The organism is Deinococcus rubellus (genome assembly GCF_025244745.1).
Taxonomy (GTDB): domain Bacteria; phylum Deinococcota; class Deinococci; order Deinococcales; family Deinococcaceae; genus Deinococcus; species Deinococcus rubellus.
This window is the reverse complement of the sequence record NZ_CP104213.1, coordinates 1,948,588-1,975,433: the sequence shown is the minus strand read 5'-3', so window position 1 is coordinate 1,975,433 and position 26,846 is coordinate 1,948,588. Positions and strand designations below refer to the sequence as shown.

Sequence of the window (26,846 nt, the reverse complement as noted above, 5' to 3'; positions counted from 1 at the left end):
GGAATGGCCCTATCCAGGTGCTGCTTATGAAGATAAGGAGGGAGCGCTTTTTGCGGGCAGGCCCGATAGGTGCGACCAAGCGTCGTCATCGGCGCTGTTTTGGTCAAGAAGCCGCTCCGCCCAAAACGCGGAAGCCCGAAACGGGAGCAAGGACGTACTCAGCCGTGCGATCGGCCTAGAATGCCGGGAAGTCCGGTTTTATTCGACCTCACCTTCTCTTCCCAACCCCTTCCCAATAAGGAGCCTTCCTCTTGCCCGACCAAGCCAAATCCACGACTGCCAACTCCAGCACAAAGAAAGCCAGAAAAGACCAGACTGCCGCCGAACTGCTCGCACACTGGCAAGCGGCCCCAGCAGGCTCCAAGCACGTCGTCAGCGTCTCACTCGGGTCGAGCCAGCGCGACGCCCGGGAAGAAACCGAACTGCTCGGCCAGAAGTTCGTGCTGGAGCGCCTGGGTACCGACGGCGACATGAAAAAGCTGCGCGAGATGCTGCTTCTGCTCGACGGCAGGGTGGACGCCTTCGGGCTGGGCGGCACCGACATCTATATTGTGGCAGGCGAGAAGCGCTACACCTTCCGCGAGATCGCGCCGCTGGTGGCGGGCCTCAAGACCCCGGTGGTGGACGGCTCCGGCCTCAAGCACACCCTTGAGCGCGAGGCCATCGAGCAGCTTGAGCCGCTGATTCACTGGAAAGGCTGCCGCACCCTGCTGGTGTCGAGCGTGGACCGCTTCGGGATGGCCGAGGCCTTATCGGACGCTGGAGCGGACGTCCTCTACGGCGACATCGTGTTCGGCCTGAATATGAACGTGCCGCTGCGGACCATGAACAGCATCCGCAAGGTGGCGCGGGTCATCTTGCCTGTCCTGACCTTTTTGCCGTTCAAGTGGTTTTACCCGACGGGCGAGAAGCAGGAACAGAGCGTCAAGGGCGTGGGCACCCGCTACTACGACTGGGCCGAGGTCATCGCCGGGGACACCCACTACGTCAAGCGTTACGCCCCCGATCAGCTCACCGGCAAGACCATCCTGACCCAGACCATCACCGAGGCGGACCGCGAGTGGGCGCGGGCACACGGCCTCAAGCGCCTGATCACGACCACGCCGCGCATCGGCAGCCGGAATTTTGCCACCAACGTGATGGAAGCCATGTTCGTCGCCTATCAGGGCGCGGACGCGGCCCTCAGCGAAGCGCAGTACCGCGACCTGATCGTGCGAATGGACTTCAGGCCGCAGGTGACGGAGTTCTGAGCCTCCCTCCAGCGGCTTCTTGCCCGGTGCAGGCGTGACGTCTCCTCCCCAGCGGCCCGCGCCTGCGCTGGGCTGGCGGGTCTGGTGGGCCGTGCTGGTACCGCTCTACGTACTGTCGCCACTGGCCCTGCTGGCTCTGCCGCAACTTCGCCGTCTGCCCCGCCCGCTGTGGTGGGTGCTGGGCGGCTACGCGCTCAGTCAGCAACTTCCGGCATTGCTGTCCCCCGAGCCGCTGCTGGCCAGTTTCCTGGCCCTGGCCCGCACGCTGCTGATGTTCGGCCTGATTGGGGCCGGGCTGGCGCTGTCAGGCACGCCCTGGCTCCGGGGTCTGGCCTGCGGGCTGGCGGCGGTCTACGCCACGGCCCTGCTCTACAGCGGTCTGGGCACGCCGGAGCTGACCCAGCAGCGGCTTTTCCACCCCTACATGACCTCGATTACCCTGGGACTGACGGGAGCCTTCGGCCTCTGGTGGGCGCTGTTCGCGGGGGGGCGCTGGTGGTGGCGTGTGCCGCTGGGCGTGGCTGCCATCTCCATCGTGCTGCTCTCGGGCAGTCGGGGCGGACTGGCAGCGGCGGGTCTGGGCGCAGTGCTGGGCTACCTGGTGCGGCTGCGCTGGCAGATCGCGCTCAGCCTGCTCCTGGCCCTGGGGCTGCTGGGCGGTGGCTTGTACGCGGCCCAGCGCTTTGACGTCCCGTCAGTGACACGACTGCTGAGTACCGACACCTCGGGGCGCGACGTGGTGTGGTGGAACGCCATCTCGGTGATTCAGAGCGCGCCGCTCTCAGGCGTGGGCAGTTACCGCCTGGGCGCACGTTTCGCGCCGCCGGGGGGGCAGTGCCTGCTGTGGCCTGCGCCTGACAACAGTGCCGGTGCGCCGTGTCCGGACCTGATCAGCCGCCTGGGGTACCCCTGGCTGATCGCCCACAACGTGACCTTGCAGCAGTTGGCCGAAACCGGCCCGCTGGGCTTGCTGGGGTTGTTCGCCCTGCTCGGTGTGGTGGGGGTGGCCGCCGTGTGGGTGCGCGATCCGCTGGGCGTGGCGGTGCTCTCAGGGCTGCTGCTGGCGACCGCTACCGACAACACCCTGCTGGTGCCGAGTCCGGGTGTGGCTGAAGTTTTCTGGGTCATGGTCGGAGCGGTGCTGGCCCAGTTGCCCGGTGATGTTCCGGCGGCCCGCTGGCCGCTGCTGGGCTGGCCAGCGGGCCTGGCGGCGGCGGGCTTGATGCTGGCCCTATCGCTGCCGCTGTTGGCTTCCCTGAAGATGCCGCCACCTAGTCCGGCCTACAAGCTGGCCACCCTGATCGCGCCCACCACCGTCAAAACGACCCAGAAATACAGCGTGTATGTTCAATTTGATTTGCCGCCTGGACGTTACCGGACGGAGCTGCGGACCTGCCTCAAGAGTTGCACCTACCTTGTATTGACCTCCCCATTTAATGTTGTCAGTGGGCAACAAGCACCTGTATTGAACTTGACTGCCGACCTCTACCCTCAGTCACGTCAGCGTCTGGAACTGCTGCTGTATCCCGGCGACTCGACGCTGCGCCCGGTGCCTCTGGCTGAGCGGAGCTGGACCGTGGAGTGGCGGCCATGAGGCTGTGGAGTAAGGCGCTACTGGTTGGTCTGCCTCTTGTCACGGCAGGTGTGATGGGTGCCCTGGCCCAGCGGCTGTCTCCTCAGTCGCTCCCGATAGCCCTGCCTTCAACGTTGCACTGCACCGAGCCGCCAAAATTCGAGGTGGGCTATCAGGGCGGCGAGAATTACCTCGTCGTGCAAAATGATACTTACCGTTTCCAGAGCACTTCCTGGCTGCAAGCCGACCTCTGTTTGGCGGGAACGTTGGAAATGACTGCCCACGGCGAGCTGGCCGGTGATGAATCGCCCAGACTGGTCGCGGCCCTCGATGGCCAGGTCCTTGATACCCAGCCCTTCACCCAGGAGCGTACCTGGAAGTTGAACGTTCCGGCGTCAGGCCGCTTGATCCTGGGTTATTTCAACGACTACTACCTGGCAGATGTCCGGGTGGCGACCTTATCGCGCTTCCGGGTTAGCGGCCCGGCCTGTCAGGCGGTGCCTCAGATAGATGTGCCACTTGCCACTGGGGGGAAGTGGTATCCGGCAGCGAACGTGGCCACCCTGGTGCGCGGCCCGGCGCTCACGGCGGTCCCCTGCGGCCCCGGCCAGCTCACCTTCACCCTGGTGGGACGTGAAGGCAACCACGCTTTTCCCCAGCTCAGCATCGTGCAGGCGGGCAAGGTGCTGGCCCAGCCAGTCAGCCAGGCGCAGCCACAAATGGTCAGTCTGAAGGTAGGTGCCTCGCCCATCACCATGACCCTCACGAACCCCTACGGCAAAACCCTGGCCGACCGGAACCTGATTGTCACCCGGTTGGTGTTTTCGCCTCGCTGAAGGCCATTTTTGAGGGTGAAGCCGGACCCCCAACCATCCCAGAGCCAGTCCATTTCGCTGACGTTTTCCTTTCACACCTGGGCTTGCAGCCTTCAAAGCCCACGCCTGTCTCTTCCTGTTTTCTCTGACGGTGGCCTATTACCACGATGCACAGCGCCGGTTGGTGAAGGGACGTTACATTTTTCAAGGCGCTGCACTGGACCACGGTGTATCTTCACCCACTGGGGGAAGACGTGCAGAACCGGATTTTAAAGTATGCCATTGATCTGTCAATCTGGACACTCGCCGTGCCGCTCGCTTTCGCCCTGCGGCTGAACGTCGAGCGTCTGCCCGAGCGCCTGAACGTGATTCTGATCTACACCCTCGTCGGCTTGCTGATCAATGCGCTGGTGCTGGGCCTGTCGAAGCCTTATCTGCGAATCTGGCACCGCGTCAGTCTGACCGATTTGCAGCATCTCGCGCGGATGGTGGCGCTGGTCGGGCTGCTGATGCTATTCGTCACCTTCCTGCTGCCAATCAGCCTTGATATTCCCCGCAGTATCCCGGTGATCTCCACTGCCCTGGCGCTGATCGGCATGTCCGCTGTGCGGGTGCTGGCACGAACCTATGTGGGCCCAGACCAGAAACAGCAGGGTGAAGGCTTCAGGAAGCGGACCCTGATCGTGGGGGCGGGCGAGGCGGGCACGATGCTGGCCAGGGAAATGCTCAACAACGCCGCCGCCGGGTTCGCGCCGGTCGGTTTTCTGGATGACGACCCGGTCAAGGCGGGCCGCCTGCTGCTCGGGCTGCCCATTCACGGGCCGCTGTCGACGCTGGCGCAGGTCGCCCAGCAACTCGGCGTGCAGGAAGTGGTGATTGCCATGCCGTCGGTACAGGGCGCGCTGGTGCGTCAACTGACCCGTGCGGCCAGGGCGGCCCATTTGCACTACCGCATTCTGCCGAGCCTGGGGGAGATCTTGCAGGGCCAGGACGCCATCCTGCAACTGCGCGACGTCAACGTCGAAGACCTGCTGCGCCGCGCGCCGGTGCACCTCGACATGGACAGTATTGCCCGCTACGTCGAGGACCGCACAGTGCTGGTGACGGGTGCAGGCGGCTCGATCGGCTCGGAGATCGTGCGGCAGGTGGCGCGTTTTCGTCCGCGCCAGATCGTGCTGCTGGGGCGTGGCGAGAACAGTATTTTCAGCATTCAGCAGGAACTCAAGATGAACTGGCCCGAGGTGGCAACGGTGGCGATCATCGCAGACGTGCGGCGGCGTGACCGGCTGCGCCAGGTGTTTGCCGAGTACCGGCCAGAGGTCGTGTACCATGCGGCGGCAAACAAGCACGTGCCGCTGATGGAGGCGCAGCCCGGCGAGGCGGTGCTTAATAACGTCTTCGGTACCCAGAATATCGCCGAGCTGTGCCTCGACTTCCAGGTGCAGCGCCTCGTCAATATTTCCACCGACAAGGCCGTCAACCCAAGTTCGGTGATGGGTTCGACCAAGCGGCTGGCGGAAATGGTCGTGTCGGCGGCGGCGCAGCGGGCCGAGCCGGGCCAGGCGTTCATGTCGGTGCGCTTCGGCAATGTGCTGGGCAGCCGGGGCAGCGTGGTGCCGACCTTCATGGCGCAGATCCGGGCGGGCGGCCCGGTGGCAGTGACCCACCCGGACATGGTGCGCTTCTTCATGACCATTCCTGAGGCGGCCCGGCTGGTGCTGCAAGCGGGGGGGCTGGCCAGCAACAACAACGTCTATGTGCTGGACATGGGACAGCCGGTGAAAATCGTGGACCTGGCGCGCGACATGGTGCAGCTCTCCGGGGCCAGGGACGTTGAGATCGTCTTTACCGGCACGCGGCCTGGTGAGAAGCTCTACGAGGAACTGCTGACGGCAGGCGAACAGGTCAGCAGAACCGCACACAAGGACATCATGGTGGCGGCACTGGCGCAGCCTCACCCTGAGCGCTTCGCCGAGCAGTTGGCCGTCATCGAGTGTCAGGCGCTGGAAGGCGACGGTGAGGGCGTGCGCCGCACCATCCGACGCCTGCTGCCGGAAAGTACTGTCAAAGTCAATCCCGATCCAGCGCTCACACAGAACTGAGAGCACTGGTCGGCAGTAGTGTTTATTGGCAGTGCCCGGCAGCTCAGCGGGTGGCGGCTCCGACCACCTCGGCCACCACATCGGCCACTGCCTGCATATCGGCGGCAGTCAATGTGGGGTGGACGAGAAACGTCAGCGAGGTCTCGCCGAGTTCGCGGGCCACCGGTAGCCGCTCCTTCGGGCCAAGTCCAGCCTGTACGAACGCCTGTTCCAGATAGATTTCCGAGCAGCTTCCGCTGAAGCAGGGTACGCCACGGCTGGTGAGTTCGTTCATGATCCGGTCGCGGCTCCAGCCCTCGCGTAAGGACTCGGGGCGCACATAAGCATAGAACTTGTACTCGGCGTGAACGCTGTAAGCAGGCACCTCGGGCACCCGCAGCGCCTTCAGGGCCGCGAGGCGCTCCTGCAAGACCCCAGCGTTTTCGCGGCGGCGGCGCGTCCATTCCGGCAATTTGCGGAGCTGAAGCCGCCCGATGGCCGCCTGAACTTCCAGCATCCGCCAGTTGGTGCCGAACGACTCGTGCAGCCAGCGAAATCCCGGCACGTGGTCGCGGTGGTAGACGGCGTCGTAGCTCTTGCCGTGATCCTTGAAGGCCCAGGCTTTCTTCCAGACCGCCTCGTCGTTGGTGACCAGCAGGCCGCCCTCGCCGCCAGTGGTCATGATCTTGTCCTGGCAGAAGGAAAAGCAGCCGATGTCGCCGATGCTGCCGACGGGTCGTTCCCTGTACATGGCCCCGTGTGCCTGGGCGCAGTCCTCGATCACCAACAGGCCATGTTCGCGGGCGAGCGCCATGATCTCGTCCATCTCGCAGGGCCAGCCCGCCAGATGCACTGCGATGATCGCCTTGCTGCGCGGGGTGATCACGGCCCGGATGGTCTCTGCCGTGATGTTGCCGCTGTTGCGGTCAATCTCGGCCATCACGGGCACGGCCCCGCGCATGACAGCGGCGCTGGCCGAGGCGATGAAGGTGCGCGGCGTGGTGATAACCTCGTCGCCCTCGCCCACACCCAGGGCGTACAGCGCCAACTCCAGCGCCTGCGTGCCGTTGTGCAGCGCCACCGCATAGGTGACGCCCAACGCGGCGGCGTACTCTTTCTCGAACTCGCGTCCCTCAGTGCCGGTCCAGTAGTTGACCTTGCCGGAGCGCATCACTTCGGAGACGGCCTCAATCTCGTCAGGTTCGAAATGGGGCCAGGGGGCGAGGGTCCGGTCAAGTTTCGTCAGGATGGTCATGGTTGGTCCTTGGCCTGTCTGGGCCGCGCCGGTACACCCACGGCGACACAATGGGGGGGAAGGTCTCGTATGACTACGCTGCCCGCGCCGACGGTGGCCCACGCTCCCACCCGGACGCCAGGAGCTGCCGCGCTGCCGATGCCGAGGAAAGCGCCCTGCTCAAGTCGAACCTGCCCGGCCAGGTGGGTGCCCGGCGCGATATGCACGTAATCTTCCAGCACACAATCATGATCCACTGTGGCAGCAGTATTGACAATGACATGGTTTCCTATGGTGGTGTCCGGCTGCACCACCGCGCCTGCGAAGATTACGCTGCCCGCACCGAGCCTGACCGATGAATGAACCACCGAGTTCGGATGAACGGCGCTGACCCACGCCATCTCTGGGTACCGTTCGCTGAGGGTCTGACGTACCCGGTTGTTGCCGATGGCGAGAATGGCCCGTGAATCTGGCTTTTCCAGCTGCTCCAGGCTGCCCAGTACCGGATACCCCAGTACCATGCTTCCCCAGCGGCTGGGCTGATCGTCCAGCAGGCCCTCGACGGTTTCCCCAGCCGCCAGCAGGGTGGCAATCACCACCTTGGCGTGTCCGCCCGCACCCACGACCAGTATTCCGCTCATGTCTCGCTCTGGGCCGTGCCGCTGAATACTGGCATGGTCGCCTCGCCCACTGCGTTGATGCCCTCGCGCTTGAAGACCTTCAGGACCGTCAGCCACAGAATCTTCAGGTCGAGCGCGAAGCTGCGGTTGTCCACATACCACACGTCCAGGTTGAATTTCTCTTCCCAGGAAATGGCGTTGCGCCCGTTGACCTGCGCCCAGCCGGTGATACCGGGACGGACCTCGTGCCGCCGCGCCTGCTGGGGCGTGTAGCGGGGGAGATATTCCATCAGCAGCGGGCGCGGCCCGACCAGACTCATGTCACCGCGTAGCACGTTAAACAGTTCAGGCAATTCGTCCAGCGAGGATGAGCGCAGGAAGCGGCCCAGTGGGGTCAGACGTTCGCTGTCCGGTAAGGGCTGGCCCTGGGTGTCCGTCGCGTCGCGCATGGTGCGGAACTTGTACATGGTGAAGGGCTTGCCGCGCAGGCCGGGGCGTTGCTGACTGAAGAAAATGGGGGAGCCGAGCTTGAAGCGTACCAGTAGTGTGAGGGTCAATATGGGAATAGCTAGAATAATAAGCCCCGCTGCCGATGCCGTAATGTCTAGTGTTCTCTTGAGTCTGTTACCTCGCCTGATTTCTCTCTCAAGTAGCAACTCTTGATATAGGCCCTCTAATGCTTGCCAGATTGCCTGAGGTTGAAAATCTCTTATAACACGTTTCTGACCAGCCTTTCCCAGTCGCAGAGCTAGATCTTTGTCTTCAAGTAAGCAGCGAAGTGCGTCTGATAATGCTGCTGCATCACCCATCGGAATTGTAAGACCAGTCATGCCATTGATGACAGCGTCTTTTGCTCCCGTCGCATTTGAAGCGACAACGGGTTTTCCGGCAGATGCGGCTTCTAAAGGAGTAAGAGGATAACCTTCGCGGTAAGTAGGGAATGCTAACACGTCCATTAAATGGTAGTAAGGTGCAGTATCGTTGACAAATCCAGCACGAATAATGCCAGGATGGGTATCAATATTTTGGCGCAATTCGAGTGGTATGGGATCTCCTTCCTCATAATCTCCCACGAGCAGTAAGCGTGTATCAGGTGCTACTGTATATAAAGAATTGAAAGCATCTAATAATTCGACTATTCCTTTGTCTTTTACGAAACGTCCAACAAAACCCACCGTCGGCGTTTCTATTGGTAAATTCAATTCTTCTCGCAATTTCTTGACTTCTGATGAAATTCTTGAGGAAGCTACGAACCGTTCCGACTCGATACCGTTGCATGTTCCGGAACCAAGTATCACCGCTTTAGAAGCTGGAAGTAGCTTAAGTTCGATAGCTCGCTCCATCAGACTGGGACTAACACATATGACACGGTGGGCACAAAAACAGGCCAGACGTTCCGTTATTTGGAGAATACAGCGCTTGAAACCATATGTCGTTTCGAGACGTAAGCCATGTAGGGTATAGACCCTAACAGGTACCTGTGCTAATGCTGCTGCAACCATACCAAGTAGTCCTGCTTTAGGTGTGCCAGCATTCACAATTTTCGGCTTCAGATGCCTGATAAGTTGTACTGTTTGAAGTAGGGCCATACAATCACGCAGTGGTGAAATTTCGCGTTGCATCTCTAAAAAGTGAGGTACTGCATGCTCATCTTGTGCGAATTTTTCAAGATCTTCACGTGGCTGAGGTGATGTTGCCAGATGAACATCCCAGCCTGCTAAATAAAAAAAAGCCAATTGTTTTCTTAAAAAAGCTCCAGCACTGAGTGGAATAGTCAGCATGTAAATTATGGATTTTTCTTCCGGCATTTTTACCCCCTTACTATGGTTTATAGATTTGTATCGGAATCCCTATATCGGTAAGCGCTTATGAAATATGAGAGAGGCAGTCTATGCTATAAAAATCTCATTCTTAATCCTAAAATTGATAACTTTATGATACGTTTATGTAAAATAGATTCTAAATTTTGAACAATTAGGAAAGACTTCGATCACCCACATTCCTCTGAATCGCCAAAAACATCCAGAAAAGCGTAAAAGATGTATATTGGTAAGGAGTCGCAGATACGGAATTGACGATTAGAACAACGGTCATCAAGCCCAGTACAGCATTTCGGTCTTTATTCCTTTGAAACATCCATATATAAAGATTTTTCGACCAAACAATCAGAGGAATTGTTGATAAGATTAATAAAAAGATGCCTCCTTGCAAATAATTATACATATATTGATTATCTGGCGCAAAACTCACGACCGTTTGAGGCGGAGACAAGGTTCCAAACGGCCTTGCATTGACATACCGAACTATCTCATCCCAGACTTGAGTGCGCGTCTCAAAACTTAAATCTGCATTCACTCCAGTTGTTAAAATAGAAGCCGCACTACCATATCTGTCAAATCCTACATAGTCTCCTAGATCTTTAATAATGATTGCAAATTGTGAATACGCCAATACAAGTATAGAGGTCAGAATGGAAAGTGCAATCAAGTAAAATGCTCTGTTTGTTATCCTAAAATTTTTTGAGTCGAGTATTTTTTTTATCAGCAGCAATACCAAAATAACCAAAACTGCCGAAACTGAGCCACGAGATTGGCTATTAATTAACGAAATTACACTAGAAGTGATCAACGCGTTTTTGTAAAAGCTTTTCCTTTCGTATATTCCCCAACACAAGCAAAGTGCGGCCCACAGTCCTAGTTCGTTTGGATTGATGAAACCTCCTGTGCCTCGCCCATAAAGAACATAAGAACTCGAGTATAGAGCTTGAATGTTTTTGTCCCAAATCAAAAGCTCTCTAAAAATGCTCGGTGCGTTCTCAGGCAATTTATAGAATACCTGTATACTCGACCATATGGCATGCAAAATCGCCACAAAGACGATAACCTTAGTTAAATTCTCTGATTTAGATAGATTATAAGAATGATTGACTAAGATATAGAAAAAAATGGGGAAAATGACTTGAGTGAAGCCGTAAATTACTCCTACTGAAACCTGACTGAAAAATGTCGATATACACAGGTAAAACAATACACACAATGCATAGATTGTCCAATAGTAGAATCCTTCGGGTTTAGAAAATTTGTTTGTCCGAAAAACTGTTAACAGAGCTAAAATAGTGATTAACCACTGCAAAACTAATACCGCGTTGCCATTATATAGAAAAATAATTCTCTCGCCTAGGAGTAGGAAGATTCCAATCAATACAGGGATGATATAATTATAGTACATTTTAGTCAGCTTTTTGAGACAAAATTTTTAGGATGGCAAAATGTGTGTCAAGCGCCCTATTCATCCAAGAATGTTCCATTACTACTATTTTTTGACCCCTCTTACCCATAAGATTCGCTTCTTCTATGTTTTTTGACAGAAAATTTACCGCTTCGGCGAGTGAGTCTGGATCGTTCTCCGGAATAACAATACCGCACTCGTTTTGATCCACCAAATCAGCCATTCCTTTGTGCCTAGTCACTATTACGGGCCTTCCACAGGCTAGGGACTCAAAAAGCTTCAGAGGGAACAAGCCAGTGTCAGCCCTACCATGAATATTCTTTTGAGGACTTAAAGAAGCGAGACTATTAGAGATAAGGTGAGCTAAAGTTTGTTGATCCACCACTCCGATATAGTCTACTCTCGAACTGACGTTAGCTACCAATTCAACCTGTCCTCTGTATTCTCCGTCGCCAGCGATGATCACCTTTATGTTTTCAGGCCAAATATGAGAAAGTGTAGCTTCAAGGATTGTATCCACTCCTTGCCATTTTGCTAAAGCCCCAAAAAATACGACATATCTATCATCTTCGCTGAATAAATTATTGATTCGTGTCGATCTGAATATACTTGTGTTCGCGCCATTTGGAACGACGACAAGACTTGCAGAAGGAGCTATATTTGCCACCCATTTAGCAAGATCTGGCGTAACTGTAATTAGCAAGGCAGACCATTTGTATTGTGTGGCCCAAAAATAATCGATAATATTGCTAAATCTGGTCAATTTTGGCCATGCTATGTAAGCATCTACAAATTTACCGTTAATCTCACACACGATGGGAATCTGAAAAATTTTGGCCCAGACTGTAGCTATTAAAGCAGCAAAGTGTGACCTAACGTATAGTACATCTGGCAGGCCATATTTGATAAGTCGCAATTGAGTGAAGGTAAATGAAATCATTCTAGCCAAAGGCGACCTATTTACAGATTTGTATTTCGGTTCAAATAGAGTAACATCCCACCCCAAGGCTTCTAATCCACTTATAATCTCTCTAACGTGAGAATAGGATGCTTGGCCTTCTTTTGTCTCCTGTAAACATAGATAGCTGATTCTCATATATTTAGTTCACTCAAAATATTTTTGGCAAAAAAACGCTCATTCCCTCTTTGTCTAACTACGTTTACACCCTCATCGTTAAATTTGAATCCTGATGTGTCAAGTTTGCTTCTTTCTTCGTCCAAAATTTTTATGAAATTGTTTGTATCTCCAAACTTCACCTCTATTACTCCTTCTACGGCCCTAGTATAGATAACTTGTCTTCCAAACCATAGGCCTTCCAATACGGTCGCGCCTAAAGAATCATGTTGAACCAATCTGGCAACGTGAGTAGACTTTATATAATACTCTCTGGGATTCTCAACCCAACCAACAAACTGAAGATTTTCGATGCTCTCCTTCAGCCAACTTCCTTCTCCACCCATCACTATAAATTCTATTTCGGGTAGCGCTTTTGCCGCTCCAAAAATCATTTCTCCGCCATAAAATTCGTGGCGAAAATCAGGTATATAGGTTAAAACTGTCATTCTTTTGCCACCCCAACTTCTTTCAATTCCACTTAACTCTGGTGGAAATTTTAAAGGTATAGGTAAAGTAGTAGAATTTATTCCAATAATCTTGAGCTCATCTGTAAGATTTGTTCCACCTGATATATGTCTATGCTTAATGAGTAATTTAAAAAAGATTGTATTTTTTTCCTCTCTAGCATCATTAATAGCATCAGTAACGTCAGTTCCTATCCAATAAAAGAATAACTTTAATCGAGGTTTAGTAAACATAATACACGAAGTTAAGAGATCTATTAATCTCCCTCTAAATGATGGGCTTCCTGGACGAAAACCAACCCTTACTAGTATATCTCCGACTATCGCAAATTTAATTAATCTCAGCAATGAAATTGGGCCTATAATTACGCAATTTTCAATCTGATTGTCAGTGTATGGTGAAACCGATTTTGATATTTTTTCTGCCCAGGCCTGTCCAAAAAAGATTATTTTTTTCTTCTTCATATTGCACCTCTATATTTACTAGACTAGATCTGATAATAGATATATGCAGAACACGAAAAGAGCTGGGGGCAGCATAGTAGTCATGATCGTCTTTATAGTAGTTATGGGGTCTATACCTATCGATCCTGAGGATCTGAATATTGTGGTCACGTATAGCATAAGCGAAACTGCAGATATGGCATATGCAGTAAATATGAATGGAAGTTTAGCGAGGACATATATACTTAGGAACTTGCTAGCGACTTCAAAAATAGCCAACTTAAGAGTAGTATTCTGACGTCCAGCCATCACTAATGTACCACTGAGTGAGCTTGCTGGTGTCCAGAAGATTGCTGAAATGCACAGTGGTATCATTAAACTACTCTCTGGAGACCAGTTTGTACCTATGATCAGATTCACAAAATATTCCCTGAAAAGGATTAAAAGTAGACAAAATATTGTGGATATAAATAGAATGCTTTTTAAATTTTTGATGTATTTGTTTTTGATTTCATCCGGTCTTAGTCTAGATAGCCCCCCGTAATAAACCTGCGAAGCGGAAGAGGCCAACAAAGATAATGGAGCTGTAATAATACGACTGATCAAAAAGTAAGCAGCAGCATCTTTGGAGGAATTCATAACCGGAATCATGAAAAACGGAAGTTGCTGAGCGAGAGCGCCGATAAGGGATGCTATTGAAAGGATGAAGGTATAATTTCTGTTTTTTAATAGGAAGTATTTTGTGAATTTCCAAGGGATATACTTATATCTTCTGAGTTTTAGAACTGTATGCAACGATAGAACTCCACTGAATCTACCAAACATATCGCCGGCCACAAGACCTAGAGAGTGAAGAGGTAATGTACTCAGTAGAATCTGAAATACAGAAGTTGAAGAGGTTTGGAGAAATCTGTCTCTAGATAATCTATTAAAATCTTCTGTATTCGTTCTAATAGCTACCCCAACTTGAAATACTGAAGCTATATAAAAAGAAATTCCAACTAACAGAAAATATTTTAAATCGAACCTATACTTTGCGGAGATTGCGAATATGAATATCAATGAAGATATTAAACAGATCAAAATTGGTATTCTCAGAGCCAGTGCAATCAGAATATTTGTTCTGAAATGGCTTTTAGAAAATATAACAGCTTGGTCTAATTTTAAGGAAGATACGGAAAGCGTTACAGTGAATAGAGAAGTGTAAATGCTGAATATTGCGAATTGATCTGGACTATAAACACGAGAGGTGATACTAATAGATAAAAAGGCGATGCCCTGAGCCACTAATGATGTGATTATTAAGACGAGAATAGGATAGGATCTAAAGGAAAATTTGGAAAACTTATTAAATTTGTACACTAAAATTTTCCAAGGATGATATAATTCTATTAATGTCATCTTTTTTAACAGTTATTGGCAAACTTAGTACCGCCTTTGAAGTTAACTTACTTTCTTCGAACAGCCGGTACTGCCCCCTATAAATCGGCAATTCGTCCTGCGGAATCGGGTAATAAATCATCGTTCCAATTCCTTGCTTGGCCAGTCTCTGCTGTAACTCATCGCGCCTGCCATTCTGCACGCGAATGGTGTACTGATGAAAGACGTGGCCCTCAGTCAGCTTAGGTATCACGATGCCATCTATTGTTTTCAAGCCCTCGTTATACTGCCGTGCTACTTCACGGCGTTGAGTATTCCACCTTTCAATATGCGGCAATTTCACGCGCAAAATGGCGGCCTGAATGGTATCCAGGCGGCTGTTGTACCCCACTACTTCATTGTGGTACTTTTTGCGGCTGCCGTGAACACGCAACATCTGGGCAGCGTCGGCTAGAGCGTCATCGTTGGTGGCCAGCAGCCCACCATCGCCATACGCCCCCAGGTTTTTGCTGGGAAAAAAGGAGTATGCGCCAAAGTCCCCGATGGTGCCGGTCTGCTGCTCGCGCCAGCGTGCGCCGAAGCTCTGGGCGCAGTCCTCCACCACTTTCAGCCCATGCTGATTGGCAATCTCCATCACACGGGTCATATCCACCGGGTTGCCGTACAGGTGAACCGGCATGATGGCGCGGGTGCGCTCGGTAATGGCCGCCTCAATTAACTCCGGATTTAGGTTGAATGTGGCCGGGTCGATGTCCACGAAGATCGGCTTCGCGCCCACCATGCTGATGCTCTCGGCGGTGGCGAAGAAGGTAAACGGCGTGGTGATGACCTCGTCGCCGGGGCTAATGCCCAGGGCGCGCAGGGCGATCACCAGCGCGTCGGTGCCGCTGTTGACACCGATGGCATGCTTCACACCCAGATACGCGGCGACCTCCTGCTCAAACAGGTGAACGTCCTCGCCCATGATGAAATCGGTGCGGTCCAGCACGCGCCCGATGGCCGCCATGATCTCGGGGCGCAACTCGTCGATTTCGGGCTTCAGGTCAAGAATAGGAATCTGTGGTGTTGCCGTCGCCGTCATGAGAGCCTCCTGACTTCGGTGTCGTTCAATTTTTGGTAAGTGTGCCCTGCCGAATCGGTCACGGTGTCGCCCTGGGCAAAGTCCAGGCGGTCCCCGCTGGCGCTCATGAAGCCGATGGACCGGGCAGGCACCCCGGCCACGATGGTAAAGGCCGGAATGTCGCGCGTAACGACTGCGCCCGCCGCGACAAAGGCCCCCTCATGTAGCGTCACGCCAGTCACGACGGTGGCGTTCGCGCCGATGCTGGCCCCCCGACCCACCCGCGTTACCGTGTAGTCGGCGCTGGTGTTGCGCGGAAACTCACTGCGCGGTGTGCGGACATTGGTAAAGACCATGCTGGGGCCGCAGAAGGCGTAATCCTCCAGCACGACGCCCTCGTACACGCTGACATTGTTCTGAATCTTGACGCCCTTGCCGATAACCACACCGTTCGCCACGTAGACGTTTTGCCCCAGCGAACAGCCCTCACCGACCACCGCGCCGCCCATCACATGGCTGAAATGCCAGATCTTGGTGCCCTCGCCAATCTGTGCACCGTCGTCCACATAGGCGCTGTCGTGCTTCCACCATCCTTTCTGCGGGGTCATCTCAGTTCCTCAGAAAGCGGTGGCGCGTGTCGGGCAAGGCGGTTACGATGGGCTGGCTGCGAATTTTTGCCACGGTGGCAATCGCCTGATAGGTGTCGTCGAGGCTGAAGCCCTGGCCCGCCAGCGTGCGGCGGTAGACCTCGGTGTGCAGGTCCGTGAAGCCCTCACTGAACTCGACTTCCTGGCCGTCAATGGTGATCGAGCGGTAAGTGCGCTGCCCCCTGGCCTTCTGCTCATCGGGCAGATAGCTGGGGTCAATCGACAGGAACCAGCGCACGCGGGCGCGTTCCAGTTCCAGATATCCGGCACACACGGTCTCGCTGCGTTGATGCACCTCGACATGCTCGATGTCACCGAACAGCCAGGCCAGCATGTCGAAGAAATGCACGCCGATATTGGTCGCCAGGCCGCCACTCTCCTCGGTGCGGCCCTTCCAGCTCCGCAGATACCACGTTCCCCGACTGGTCATATACGACAGATCCACGTCGTACTTGTCACCGCTGCTGGGGTTCAGTTCGGCCTTGACCTTTTCGAGTGCGGCGTGGGCGCGCAGTTGCAGGATGGTCCAGACCCGCCGCCCGGTTTCCTCCTCGACTTCTTTCAACGCTGTGATGTCTTCCGGGTTCAGCACGATGGGTTTCTCGCACAGTGCATCCGCCCCAGCACGTAGGGCTATGCGGATGTGCGAATCATGCAGATGGTTGGGGCTGCAAATGCCAACGTAATTCACGTCTTGCCCCTGGCGGCGCGCGTCGTAGAGGTAGCGCTCAAAGATTTCAGGCTGCGTGAAGAATTCCGCTTCGGGAAAGTACGAGTCTATGATGCCCACCGAATCGAAGGGATCGAGGGCCACCGTCAGCACATTCCCAGTGTCTTTGATGGCCTTCAGGTGCCGGGGCGCGATATACCCGGAAACTCCAGTCAGGCCGAATCGCTTCTGATTGGCGTTTGGGGACGTCATAGCAGAGTCACCTTCTCGCTACTGATTCCGCGTGTGGCGTAGCGGGTGTCCAGCACCGCCTGGGCCTGCTCAACCACGTTGGCGTAATCCACGTTGCTGTGCTTGGTCGTGATGATCACCAGATCAGCGTCCTGCAACACCTGATCCGTCAGGTCAATGCCTTTGGCCTGAACGCCGTGTTCATTGACCTCCGGCGTCCATGAATCGTGAAATGAAACTTCCGCTCCAGCTTCTTTCAGCAGGCGGTAGACGTTCAGCGCTGGGGACTCACGGTAATCGTCCAGATCGCTCTTGTAGGCCATGCCCAGCAGCAGCACCTTCGAGCCGTTCAGCGACTTGCGTGCCCCGTTCAGCACGCGGGTAGCCTTATCCACCACGAATTCAGGCATCTTGCGGTTGGTTTCGCCTGCCAGCGCGATGAAATGGGTCTGGAAGTTGTACTCGCGTGCCTTCCACTCCAGGTAGTGAGGGTCCAGCGGGATGCAGTGGCCTCCCACGCCGGGACCAGGGTAAAACGGCATGATCCCGAAAGGCTTGGTAAAAGCAGCATCGAGAACTTCCCAGACATTGATGCCCATTCGGTCGCACAGCAAGGTCAATTCGTTGGCCAGCGCGATATTGACGGCCCTGAAGGTATTCTCGTAGACCTTGACCATTTCGGCTGCCCTCGCACTGCTGACAGCGACGACGTGTTCAATAGTCTGCTGATAAAAGGCCAGAGCGACCTTCAAACTGGTGGGATCGTTGCCACCCACCACTTTATTGGTGTTCTTGGTCGTGTAGCGTGCGTTGCCCGGATCGACCCGCTCAGGTGAATGCGCCAGAAAAAAATCCTGACCCGCCTTGAGGCCGCCCGCTTCCAGAATTGGCTTCATCACCTCTTCGGTGGTGCCGGGGTAGGTGGTGCTTTCCAGGCTGATGAGCTGGCCGGGGCGCAGGTGGCGGGCAATCTCACCAGTCACGCTCCGCACGTAGCTGAGGTCCGGGCTGAGGTTGCGGTCCAGCGGCGTGGGCACACAGATGACGATCACGTCGAGGTCGGCCACCGCTTTGAAGTCGGTGGTGGTGGTCACCAGACCTTGCTCGACAATTTTTCTCAGGTCCTCGTCGCGCACGTCGCCGATGTAGTTCTTGCCTCGGGCCACCATCTCGGCCCGGCGTTCGTTGCGGTCGATGCCGACCACCTGAAAACCGACCTTGGCCTTCTCGACCAGAAAGGGCAGACCGACATACCCCAGTCCGACCACGCCGATGCGGGCAGTACGCTGCTGTACCTTCTCGATCAACTGAGCAGAAACACTGGCTTCTGAATTTATTTCGGCGACGTTTTCCATGAAAGCTCCATTCATTCCTGCAGTGTTCACTTCTGCGGCAACTCCGCGTAGTTGTACCCGTAGTAATAGCTCTGCTCCGAGCGCGGCACCTTGTTGATGACCGTGCCGAGCAGCTTGACTCCGTTTTGCTGGGCGATCTGCTGCACCCGCTCCAGCTCGTCCAGGCTGGTTTCGCCCGACTCGACCACCAGAATCACGCCGTCGGTGCCGATGGCCAGTTTGAGGGTTTCGGCCAGCGCCAGAATCGGCGGTGTGTCGATGATGACCAGATCGTAGGCGCTGGCCCAGTGGTGCAGGAGTCCGGCCAGGTCGGGGCGGTTGAGCAGTTGCTGGCTTTGCCGCCCCACCTGACCGGCGGGCAGCAGATCGATGTTGGGATGGGCAGGATCATGTACTGCGCAGGCCAGGTCCGGGTGCTGCAAGGCGAAGGGAAGGGTGGCCTGCGCCGCGCTCAGATCGGCCTGCGCGCCTGGCAGTGCCACGACCTGGGTGCTGGCCATGTTCCAGATCCGGTGCTGGGTGGGGCGGTGCAGATCGGCGTCGATCAGCAGCACCTTCTTGCCTTCCTCGGCGAAGCTGGCGCTCAGGGTGGCCGCCAGGCTGCTTTTGCCCGCGCCGGGGCGGCTGCTGGTGATCGCCAGAATCCTGATGTTCTCGCCGCCCACGCTGCTGAGGTTGATTCGCAAAAAGCCCAGTGACTCGTACATCCGGCCCGCGCGGCTGGCCCGCAGCATGCCGCCGCTCAGGTCGCGCCGACCCATCAGCGGCACCTGACCCAGCAGCGGTAGTCCCAGCGGCACCAGATCGGCGGCGCTGTTGACCCGTCCGCGCAGCGAGCTGAGCAGCAGAGTCAAGCCGCTGGCGGCAAACAAAGTCAGCAGGGCCGCCAGCGCCGCATTGCGGGTGGGTCGGGGCGCGACGGGCGTCACCGGGTCGCTGGGGTCGGCTCCCGGCGAGAGCGTGCCGCTGGAGGTCTGTTCCAGCACCGCCACCTGCGAGAGGTTTTGCAGCAGGGTTCCGCGTGCCGCCGTCAGGCTCAGGCCATCGGGGCTGCCCACCGGCACGCTGGCAATCCGGATGTCGAGGGCCTTGAGCTGCGCGTCGATGTTGCGCCGGGCGTTGGCCACCCCGCGCTGGGCACGCGCGCCGTCCCAGCCCAGCAGGGCGTTCACGGTGGCCCCGGCCAGCACGCGGGCGGCCCTGGGCGTCCCGGCCTGGGCCACGATCTCGTAGACGCCGCGCTGCTGGGTATCGAGGCGCGAATTCACCTTGATCATGCTGGTGTTGCCGGTGTTGAGACTCGCCTTCAAGCCCGCCTGAATCTGTTCGGTGGGTTTGGGGCCGAGCTGGGCCGCCGTCACACTCTGCATGATCGCCTTCGTCACGCTGCCGGAGCGCAGTGCCTCGTCGAGTGCGCCCTGCGGCAGTGGCGGGGCCGTGACCAGGGTGTTGTTGACCACCTGGTTGCCCACGTTGCTGAACAGACTGATGATGCTGCTGCGCGACTCGTAGATGGGCGCTTGCGAACGCGACACCAGATAAGTGCCCGCGCCGATCAGCACCGTCGCCCCCAGAATCGGCAGCAGGCTGCGGCGCAGGGTGCTGAACACCTGCAAGAGATTGATGTCGTCGGTGGCTTTGGTCATTGAAACCTCTGAGAGAAGATCGGACAGTGGGCTGACATGAGGAGTGCCCAGAGGGAGGGCGTTCTCAGGGCCGTCCCGTGCCAACCCGCTTTCCTGGAAGCCGCGTGGCCATTGGTCTGGAAGCATGCCGCGTCTTCGGTCGTGATCACCATATAAAACTCTGCATCCCAACAAAAAGCGGAGAGAAAAGCAGGTGTCCGGCTAAGCTACACTCGCCCCATGAGGAACTGCCCGTGACCCCCGCCCTGTCCACCACCACCTTTTTCGTCGGTCCCGTCGGCCAGGACGTCGGCCTGACCAGCGTGGCGCTGGGACTGGCCCGCGCCCTGTCGCGCAGCGGGGCCAGGGTCGCCTTTCTCAAGCCCGTCGCCCAGGACCACACGGCCCCGGACCGCAGCACCGTCTTCGCCCGCACCTTTCTGGCGAGCGTGCCCGACCCCTTGCCGCGCGCCCACGCCGAGACGCTGCTGGGCCGCGAGAACAGTGACGACCTGCTCGAGGAGGTGGTGGCCCTGGCCGAGCAGGCCCGGCAGGGCGCGGACGTGCTGGTGGTGGAAGGCCTGAACCTGGCCGGGGGTTCGAGCTACGCGGGCAACCTCAACGCCCTGATCTCGCGCACCCTGGGAGCCGAGGCGGTGCTGGTGGCCTCGCTTCGTCCGGCTGAGGCAGGCGCGGGCACGCTGGGTGACAGTCTGGAAATCACCGCCCGCGACTACGACCGCTCGGATGGAGGCGGGCTGGCCGGGCTGATTCTCAACCACGTGCCGCTCGGCACCGACTTCGGCGCGGCGCTGGCCGAGTTGCGCCGCCACGCGCCCAGCCTGGCCGGGGGCAAGTTACCGCTGCTGGGCGTCATCGGTGAGCAGACCGACCTCTACGCCCCGCGCACCGGGGATGTGGCCCGGTTGCTGGGGGCCACCGTGCTCAATGAGGGCGAACTCAACACCCGGCGCGTCGTCAGCACCGTCGTCTCGGCCCGCAGCGCCCCCTACGTGGCCGATCTGCTGCGCCCCGGCGCGCTGGTGGTGGCCCCCGGTGACCGTGAGGACATCGTGATGGCCGCCAGCCTGGCCCACCTCTCGGGCGTGCCGCTGGCCGGGCTGCTGCTCACCGCTGGCAGCGTCCCCGACGACTCGATTGCCCGGCTGTGCCGAGCGGCCCTGAGCGGCTCGATGCCAGTCTTGCAGGTGGCCGCCAACACCTACACCACCGCCGGACGCCTGACCCAGATGGAGCGCAAGATTCCGCTCGATGACCTGGAGAGACTGGAGCGCACCCTGGAATTCATCGCTGACCGCCTCGACGTGCAGCCGCTGCGGGGCCTGCTGAGTGCCGCCGCCCCGCGCGAGCGCCGCATGACCCCGCCCGCCTTCCGCCACTACCTGATCGAGCAGGCGCGGGCAGCAGGCAAGCGTGTGGTGCTGCCGGAGGGCGACGAGCCGCGCACCATCAAGGCCGCCGTCATCTGCCACGAAAAAGGCATTGCCCGCTGCGTGCTGCTGGCCCCCCCTGAGCGGGTGCGGGCAGTGGCCGAGGCGCAGGGCATCAAGTTGCCGCCCGAGCTGGAAATCCTCGACCCCGAGGCGGTGCGGGGCCGCTACGTCGAGCCGATGGTGGAACTGCGAAAAAGCAAGGGCCTGACTGGGCCGATGGCCGAGGCCCAGCTGGAAGACAGCGTGGTGCTGGGCACCATGATGCTGGCCCTCGGCGAGGTCGACGGGCTGGTGTCGGGCGCGGTCCACACCACGGCCAACACCGTGCGCCCGGCCCTGCAACTCATCAAGACGGCCCCCGGCGCGTCGCTGGTCAGCTCGGTCTTCTTCATGCTGCTGCCCGAACAGGTGCTGGTCTACGGCGACGCGGCCATCAATCCCAACCCCAACGCCCAGCAACTCGCCGACATCGCCATCCAGTCGGCGGACTCGGCCACCGCCTTCGGCATCGAGGCGCGGGTGGCGATGCTGAGTTACTCGACAGGCACGTCCGGCGGAGGTGAGGATGTGGAGAAGGTGGCTGAGGCGACCCGGCTGGTGCGCGAGCGCCGTCCCGACCTCAACGTGGACGGCCCGCTGCAATACGACGCCGCCAGCGTGCAGAGCGTCGGCCTGCAAAAAGCCCCCGGCTCCAGCGTGGCGGGCCGCGCCACCGTCTTCATTTTTCCCGACCTCAACACCGGCAACACCACCTACAAGGCGGTGCAGCGCGCGGCGGGCGTGGTGGCGGTGGGGCCGATGCTCCAGGGGCTGCGAAAGCCCGTGAATGACCTCTCACGCGGCGCACTCGTCGACGACATCGTGTACACCATCGCGCTGACGGCCATTCAGGCGATGCAGGTGGGGGCGGCGGCGCAGGCCGAGAGCCGCTAGACTCCGGGCATGGTCACCGCGATTGTCATGGTTCAGGCCGAGCGCGCCCGCATTCCCGAAACCGCCGCCCTCCTCGCCCAGGTCAAGTACGTCAAGGAGGTCTACAGCGTCACTGGCGACTGGGACATCGTGGCGATGCTCAAGTTGCCCAGCTACGACGACCTCGACGACGTGGTGACGGCCCACCTGCGAAAACTTCCCGGTATCCTCAAGACCCAGACCATGCTGGCCTTCCGCGCTTACAGCACCTCGGCGCTCGACGAGGGCTTCGGCATCGGCCTGGACGGCTAAGCAGCTCGCTCAGTAAATGTGAAACCCGGTCAGCCCGGTGCTCTCCGACCACTGGGTGTCCACGCTGCTGACCCTGGCGTGCTTGGGGCCGCGCCGGAGCTGGTGGGCCAACTGGTGCAGGTCCTCCTCGTGCCCCTCGGCGACGACTTCCACCCGCCCGTCACCCACATTCTCGGCAAAGCCGACAAGATTCAGGTCGCGGGCGTACCGCTGCACATACAGCCGGTAGCCCACGCCCTGCACGGTTCCGGAAACGAGGGCGGTCAGGCGCATGGGCCGGAGTGTAGCAGGGGAGAGCGGGAGCGCGCCGTGCCGGGCCTCACTGACTGCGCCGCTGCCACGCCAGCAACTCCTTGTGCCGCGGCGTGTTGTGCAGCGTGGCCGCCGTCAGGCGCTGCACCTCGGCCTTGCGTCCCACCCGCAGGTAGGCGTCCAGCGGCTCGAACCGGTACCACAGCGTTCGCCAGGGCCAGCCGCCCACAGCCGAGGCGGGCCGGGTCGGGTCGAGCGAGGCGTCGGGCCTGAGCTGCTGGGCCGCGTCGAAGGCCCGCGCCGCGCCCCTGGCGTCACCGAGATGCAACTTGGCCGCGCCCAGATTCAGGGAGCCGAAGGCGTCGGGTCTGGCCTCGACTTCCGCCTGCGCCGTTTTGAGTGCTGCACGCCACATGGCCTGGCCCTGGTGCTGCGTCCCCAGCAGCGTCTTCAGGGTATCTGATTAGCGAGTTGTCCTGGTTCAACAGCGCAGGGACATCAGCATACCAACGGGATCCTGACCACGCAGGCGGGCGGTTTCCACCGTCGACTTGATGCGCATGTACGTGGTGGCTCCCCGTGCATTTTTACTGCACTGCGAGACTTTCCTGGCCATGACCACGGTTCTGAGACTGCGTTCGGCAGCATTGTTGGTCGGTGGAATTTCCGGATCCGACAGGAACAGCAGCACCCTTTCACGAAGGTGCTGTTCTAGAATCCCCAGGCGCAGCCGCTCGTTGGCCTTGGTCTTCAAGGGTGCACGCATCAGCACCTTTTCCAGGCGCAGGGTGAGGGACTCACCCTGCTGCCGATATTCTTCCCGGGTACACCATCCCTCGTCATAGCGCCGATGGAGCTTGATCCCGTCGCGGAACACCTGCGCCAGTCGGAGGCCGTATTCGTGTCCTCGACCGGGCCGCTGTTGTTCTCCGGCAGCGACCTCATCCGCGTTGCGGATGAGATGCGCCAGGCACTTCTGCTGCCTGACCTGATCGAGGTTCTTGCTGTCATAAACCTTGAATCGGTCGCAGACCAGTATGCCTTGGAAGGCGTCGCCCAGGACCTTTCGAAGCTCGATGTTGGTGTGCTGGTGGTTGGCGGTGAACAGCACGGTCTGGGCGCAACGGAAGGTGCTGACCCAGGCTTGACTGGTGCTGATCCGCCAGCCGGTATCGTCATGATGCACAAACGCGGCCGCGCGCAGATCAGCTTCCAGGGTCTGAACATGGGCTGCCAGGGGGCCTGCATCCTCAGCCAGCCGCTGTGCGTCCTGGGTCACTGCGCCCTGCGTGATGCGAATTCCGGTCGTCAACTGGAGCACCCGTGGCAACCGGCGCTGTGGGAGGCCGATTTCATGGTGCAGCACCTGAAGGCTGGCCTTCAGGCGTGGTCCGCAGCGGTGAGCCGTTGCCCCATATTGATCTGCTGCCAGGTCAGGATGCACGCCGCGCACCGTGCCACCACACGCAGGACACACCATCACCGGAACGTGATATTCCGTGAGCTGCTGAGCGCGCTCAGCAGCGAGTTCGGTGATCCAAGCTTTGTCCTGGCGCTTGAAGAGCAATTTGCCGCTGAATCCGCAAGCAGCGCAGGTATTTGGCGCACTGACCTCGATCACTTGAGTGATCTGTTCGGGTGTCGGTGCCTGCTTGTACGTGAAAAGCCCCTCTCCCGCACGGCGTCCTGGGGGTTTGGGATCAGCTTTACGGGTTTCACGACTGTGCGGTGCCGCGTACTTGCGGCTCTTACGCTCAAGGTCTTCAAGGCGCTTCTTCAGGCGTGCATTCTCAGCTTTGAGCGCGCGGTTTTCGGCTTCCAGCCGCTCGAACCGCTGAGCCTGCTGGCGGATAATCTCCAGCAGCTCCTGCTCCCTCAACGTCCCAGTCATCCACCACAGCTTAACGGCAGCACCCCCGTCCTTGGACGGGTGTGCTGGGGGCCGCTAATCAAATACTCTTCAGGTTGCCCGCCTTACTTTTCGGCACCACCACCATGTAGCTGCGGTTGTAGCCGCGCCACAGCCGGTCGAGCTCGGCGTACTTCAGGCTCAGCTTCGGCCCCAGATACGAATCGTAGGCCCGGAATGTCCCTTTCGAATCGTCGTAGCCGCTCAGCAGGCGGTCGTGGTTCATCCCGCCGTCACTTCCCGTGACGAACCAGGTTTCCACCACCACCGGGTAGCCGCTGGCGATCAGCGACTTGAGCAGCGGCAAGGTGCCGTTCACGCCCTGATGCACGAAATACCCCTGGGCCTCGGCATAGGGCTTCAGCTCGCTGAAATTCACGTTCTTGTCGAAGGCGTCGTCCTTGAGTCTCGGCGCGATCTGGGCCTGCGTCTGGGTGCTGCCCCAGTAGCTCATCGCCCTACCGGTGGTCACCGGCCCGCAGTTGTTGAGCTGCTGGTACTCGTGCCGGATGCCGCTCAATTGGGTGGACGGGGGGGCGGCGGCCAGGGCCGGGCCGAGCAGGGCCAGGGCCAGGAAGGCAGGGCGGGTCAACGTTATGCCCGGCTTGTGCAGACCTGGACCGTGAGAAGGCCGCTGCTCACAGCATCGCCAGCGGACTGCTCAGCCCCGCCGCTTCCGGCTCGAAATTGGGCAGCACGCTCAACGCTTGCCCGTCCGCGCCGATGAGTTCGCCGTAGAACATGTGCGGGGTGGTGGCGGTGATTCGTGCCCGGTACAGCCCTGCGCTTTCCGCGCCGTGCGCCTTGGGCACCACGACGGGATGGTTGCCGCGCGTGTGGCCCTCCAGGTGGCCCGCCGAGTAGGCGTCGCCGCGCAGCAGCACTTCCTGCACCGTGCCCTGAAAGCGGGCGTTGCGCCGGGCGCTCCACTCTTTTTGCTTGACGATCAACCGCTGCAACCGCTCGGTCTTGAGTTCGCGCGGCAGATCCTGAAAGTGCCTGTAGCTCGGCGTGCCGGGCCGGGGCGAGTAGATGAACATGTAGGCCGAGTCGTAGCCCACCTCGTCATAAAGACTCAGCGTGTCCTGAAAATCTTCTTCGGTCTCGCCGGGGAAGCCCACGATGATGTCGGTGGCCAGCACCGCGTCCGGCATGTGTGTTCTGATCTGGGCGATGTGCGTCAAGTACTTCTCGCGGCTGTACTCGCGCGCCATTCGCCTCAGCACCCGGTCACTGCCGCTCTGCACCGGCAGATGTACGAACTCGCACACCGCAGGCGTCTGGCCCATCGCGGCGGCCACGTCCTCGGTGAAGTTCATCGGATGGCTGGTCGTGAACTTGATGCGCGGAATGCCGCTGGCACCCACCATCCGCAGCAGCTCGGCAAAGCTGGGATAGCCTGCGAGTTTTGCGCCCGTGTCGAAGCCGTAGGCGTTCACGTTCTGGCCCAGCAGCGTCACTTCCTTGACACCTGCCTCCAGCAGCGTGTCCAGCTCGCGCAGGATCTGGTCGGGGTGACGGCTTACCTGCGGGCCGCGCGTGGTCGGCACGATGCAGTAGGTGCAGTGGTGGTCGCAGCCGCGCATGATGGTCAGGTGCGCCTGCAATTTGCCGACTGGCGGCGGTGGAATGTGGTCGTGCAGCTCGTCTTTGAAGTTCAGGCCCCAGAAGCGCTCGCTACTCTCCAGCGCCGCGCCGATGTCGAGCAGGCTGCCCGGCCCCAGCAAAATGTCCACCTCGAACTTGCGGGCGATCTGCTGGCCTTCCTCGAGCTGCGCCAGGCAGCCCATCATGCCGATCACCAATCTGCGGGTCGCCTTTTCCTTGCGCAGCTGGCCCAGCACGCTGCGGACCTTGTCCACCGGCTTGCCGCGCACGGCGCAGGTGTTGATCAGCACGAAGTCGGCCTGGTCCACCGAGTCCACCATGTCGGCCCCGAGCGAGACGAGTTGAGACTGCACCAGATGCGAGTCGTACTCGTTCATCTGGCAGCCGTAAGTGATCATGTGCGCTTTCATCTGGTCCTCCTGGGCGGGCTGGAGGGAGTCCAGGGCCACGGGTCAAGGGGGAAATACTAGCGCAGTTTTGAGATGATCGATGTTCAGCCTCCGCGTCGTTCTCAATCTTCTGGTCTCTGACCACAGCGCCGCGATCTTCGGCCGCTTCCTCCGGGGTGATCTTGAAGACCGGACCATCAATATCTTGTGCCGCCG

General features: G+C 58.3%; 23 protein-coding genes. 6 read left to right on the top strand and 17 right to left on the bottom strand.

From position 1 onward, the window contains the following. Positions 1 to 251 precede the first annotated feature (251 nt). The 4 genes from N0D28_RS10145 (at position 252) to N0D28_RS10130 (ending at position 5,740) form a co-directional block, all read left to right on the top strand. On the top strand, positions 252 to 1,250 hold the full coding sequence (locus N0D28_RS10145; RefSeq protein ID WP_260559411.1) for a DUF8754 domain-containing protein: 999 nt from the start codon (positions 252 to 254) through the stop codon (positions 1,248 to 1,250). A gap of 34 nt (positions 1,251 to 1,284) precedes the next feature. Further along, positions 1,285 to 2,844, top strand: a complete 1,560-nt coding sequence (locus N0D28_RS10140) for an O-antigen ligase family protein (protein ID WP_260559410.1) — start codon at positions 1,285 to 1,287, stop codon at positions 2,842 to 2,844. Then, positions 2,841 to 3,659, top strand: a complete 819-nt coding sequence (locus N0D28_RS10135) for a hypothetical protein (RefSeq protein WP_260559409.1) — start codon at positions 2,841 to 2,843, stop codon at positions 3,657 to 3,659. The genes N0D28_RS10140 and N0D28_RS10135 overlap by 4 nt, the downstream gene beginning before the upstream one ends. A 206-nt stretch (positions 3,660 to 3,865) precedes the next feature. Next, entirely contained in the window at positions 3,866 to 5,740 is a 1,875-nt protein-coding gene (locus N0D28_RS10130) for a polysaccharide biosynthesis protein (protein ID WP_260559408.1), read from the top strand. 43 nt (positions 5,741 to 5,783) lie between these two features. On the opposite strand, the gene N0D28_RS10125 is transcribed toward N0D28_RS10130, so the two are convergent. The 12 genes from N0D28_RS10125 to N0D28_RS10065 all read right to left on the bottom strand — a co-directional run bounded on the left by N0D28_RS10125 (position 5,784) and on the right by N0D28_RS10065 (position 19,815). Continuing rightward, a complete protein-coding gene (locus tag N0D28_RS10125) occupies positions 5,784 to 6,974 on the bottom strand; it encodes a DegT/DnrJ/EryC1/StrS family aminotransferase (RefSeq protein ID WP_260559407.1) in 1,191 nt (396 codons plus the stop codon). Beyond that, the gene (locus tag N0D28_RS10120) at positions 6,971 to 7,594 is read right to left on the bottom strand and encodes an acetyltransferase (protein ID WP_260559406.1); all 624 of its coding nucleotides are present in this window, start codon (positions 7,592 to 7,594) and stop codon (positions 6,971 to 6,973) included. The genes N0D28_RS10125 and N0D28_RS10120 overlap by 4 nt, the downstream gene beginning before the upstream one ends. Beyond that, positions 7,591 to 9,381, bottom strand: coding sequence for a sugar transferase (locus tag N0D28_RS15575; protein ID WP_312846402.1), 1,791 nt, complete (start codon positions 9,379 to 9,381; stop codon positions 7,591 to 7,593). The genes N0D28_RS10120 and N0D28_RS15575 overlap by 4 nt, the downstream gene beginning before the upstream one ends. A gap of 166 nt (positions 9,382 to 9,547) precedes the next feature. Further along, positions 9,548 to 10,774, bottom strand: a complete 1,227-nt coding sequence (locus N0D28_RS10105) for an O-antigen ligase family protein (RefSeq protein ID WP_260559405.1) — start codon at positions 10,772 to 10,774, stop codon at positions 9,548 to 9,550. 28 nt (positions 10,775 to 10,802) lie between these two features. After that, positions 10,803 to 11,897, bottom strand: a complete 1,095-nt coding sequence (locus N0D28_RS10100) for a glycosyltransferase family 4 protein (protein ID WP_260559404.1) — start codon at positions 11,895 to 11,897, stop codon at positions 10,803 to 10,805. Next, positions 11,894 to 12,847: a hypothetical protein gene (locus N0D28_RS10095; RefSeq protein ID WP_260559403.1), complete on the bottom strand. Its 954-nt coding sequence runs from the start codon at positions 12,845 to 12,847 to the stop codon at positions 11,894 to 11,896. The genes N0D28_RS10100 and N0D28_RS10095 overlap by 4 nt, the downstream gene beginning before the upstream one ends. An 18-nt stretch (positions 12,848 to 12,865) precedes the next feature. After that, entirely contained in the window at positions 12,866 to 14,227 is a 1,362-nt protein-coding gene (locus tag N0D28_RS15685; RefSeq protein ID WP_376777618.1) for an oligosaccharide flippase family protein, read from the bottom strand. Continuing rightward, on the bottom strand, positions 14,175 to 15,287 hold the full coding sequence (locus N0D28_RS10085; RefSeq protein ID WP_260559401.1) for a DegT/DnrJ/EryC1/StrS family aminotransferase: 1,113 nt from the start codon (positions 15,285 to 15,287) through the stop codon (positions 14,175 to 14,177). Before N0D28_RS10085 ends, N0D28_RS15685 begins: the two co-directional genes overlap by 53 nt. Beyond that, entirely contained in the window at positions 15,284 to 15,874 is a 591-nt protein-coding gene (locus N0D28_RS10080; protein ID WP_260559400.1) for an acyltransferase, read from the bottom strand. The genes N0D28_RS10085 and N0D28_RS10080 overlap by 4 nt, the downstream gene beginning before the upstream one ends. A gap of 1 nt (position 15,875) precedes the next feature. Further along, the gene (locus tag N0D28_RS10075; protein WP_260559399.1) at positions 15,876 to 16,835 is read right to left on the bottom strand and encodes a Gfo/Idh/MocA family oxidoreductase; all 960 of its coding nucleotides are present in this window, start codon (positions 16,833 to 16,835) and stop codon (positions 15,876 to 15,878) included. Then, positions 16,832 to 18,169: a nucleotide sugar dehydrogenase gene (locus tag N0D28_RS10070; RefSeq protein WP_260559398.1), complete on the bottom strand. Its 1,338-nt coding sequence runs from the start codon at positions 18,167 to 18,169 to the stop codon at positions 16,832 to 16,834. The genes N0D28_RS10075 and N0D28_RS10070 overlap by 4 nt, the downstream gene beginning before the upstream one ends. A 26-nt stretch (positions 18,170 to 18,195) precedes the next feature. Next, positions 18,196 to 19,815 (bottom strand): tyrosine-protein kinase domain-containing protein, encoded by a 1,620-nt coding sequence (locus N0D28_RS10065; RefSeq protein ID WP_260559397.1) that lies wholly within the window; start codon positions 19,813 to 19,815, stop codon positions 18,196 to 18,198. A gap of 233 nt (positions 19,816 to 20,048) precedes the next feature. Between N0D28_RS10065 and pta the strand changes: the two genes are divergently transcribed. Both pta and N0D28_RS10055 read left to right on the top strand, forming a co-directional pair. Beyond that, on the top strand, positions 20,049 to 22,181 hold the full coding sequence (gene pta / locus N0D28_RS10060) for a phosphate acetyltransferase (protein WP_260559396.1): 2,133 nt from the start codon (positions 20,049 to 20,051) through the stop codon (positions 22,179 to 22,181). A gap of 9 nt (positions 22,182 to 22,190) precedes the next feature. Then, positions 22,191 to 22,472 carry an Lrp/AsnC family transcriptional regulator gene (locus N0D28_RS10055; RefSeq protein WP_260559395.1) on the top strand — a complete coding sequence of 94 codons (282 nt, stop codon included), beginning with the start codon at positions 22,191 to 22,193 and terminating at the stop codon, positions 22,470 to 22,472. 9 nt (positions 22,473 to 22,481) lie between these two features. On the opposite strand, the gene N0D28_RS10050 is transcribed toward N0D28_RS10055, so the two are convergent. From N0D28_RS10050 to miaB, 5 genes are all read right to left on the bottom strand, one after another. Beyond that, positions 22,482 to 22,745 (bottom strand): acylphosphatase, encoded by a 264-nt coding sequence (locus N0D28_RS10050; RefSeq protein ID WP_260559394.1) that lies wholly within the window; start codon positions 22,743 to 22,745, stop codon positions 22,482 to 22,484. A gap of 46 nt (positions 22,746 to 22,791) precedes the next feature. Beyond that, a complete protein-coding gene (locus N0D28_RS10045) occupies positions 22,792 to 23,139 on the bottom strand; it encodes a hypothetical protein (protein WP_260559393.1) in 348 nt (115 codons plus the stop codon). 66 nt (positions 23,140 to 23,205) lie between these two features. Then, positions 23,206 to 24,615, bottom strand: coding sequence for an IS66 family transposase (gene tnpC / locus N0D28_RS10040; RefSeq protein ID WP_260559392.1), 1,410 nt, complete (start codon positions 24,613 to 24,615; stop codon positions 23,206 to 23,208). 58 nt (positions 24,616 to 24,673) lie between these two features. Next, positions 24,674 to 25,225: a C39 family peptidase gene (locus tag N0D28_RS10035; protein ID WP_260559391.1), complete on the bottom strand. Its 552-nt coding sequence runs from the start codon at positions 25,223 to 25,225 to the stop codon at positions 24,674 to 24,676. A gap of 46 nt (positions 25,226 to 25,271) precedes the next feature. Beyond that, positions 25,272 to 26,651, bottom strand: a complete 1,380-nt coding sequence (miaB, locus tag N0D28_RS10030) for a tRNA (N6-isopentenyl adenosine(37)-C2)-methylthiotransferase MiaB (protein ID WP_260559390.1) — start codon at positions 26,649 to 26,651, stop codon at positions 25,272 to 25,274. Between the last annotated feature and the right edge of the window lie 195 nt (positions 26,652 to 26,846).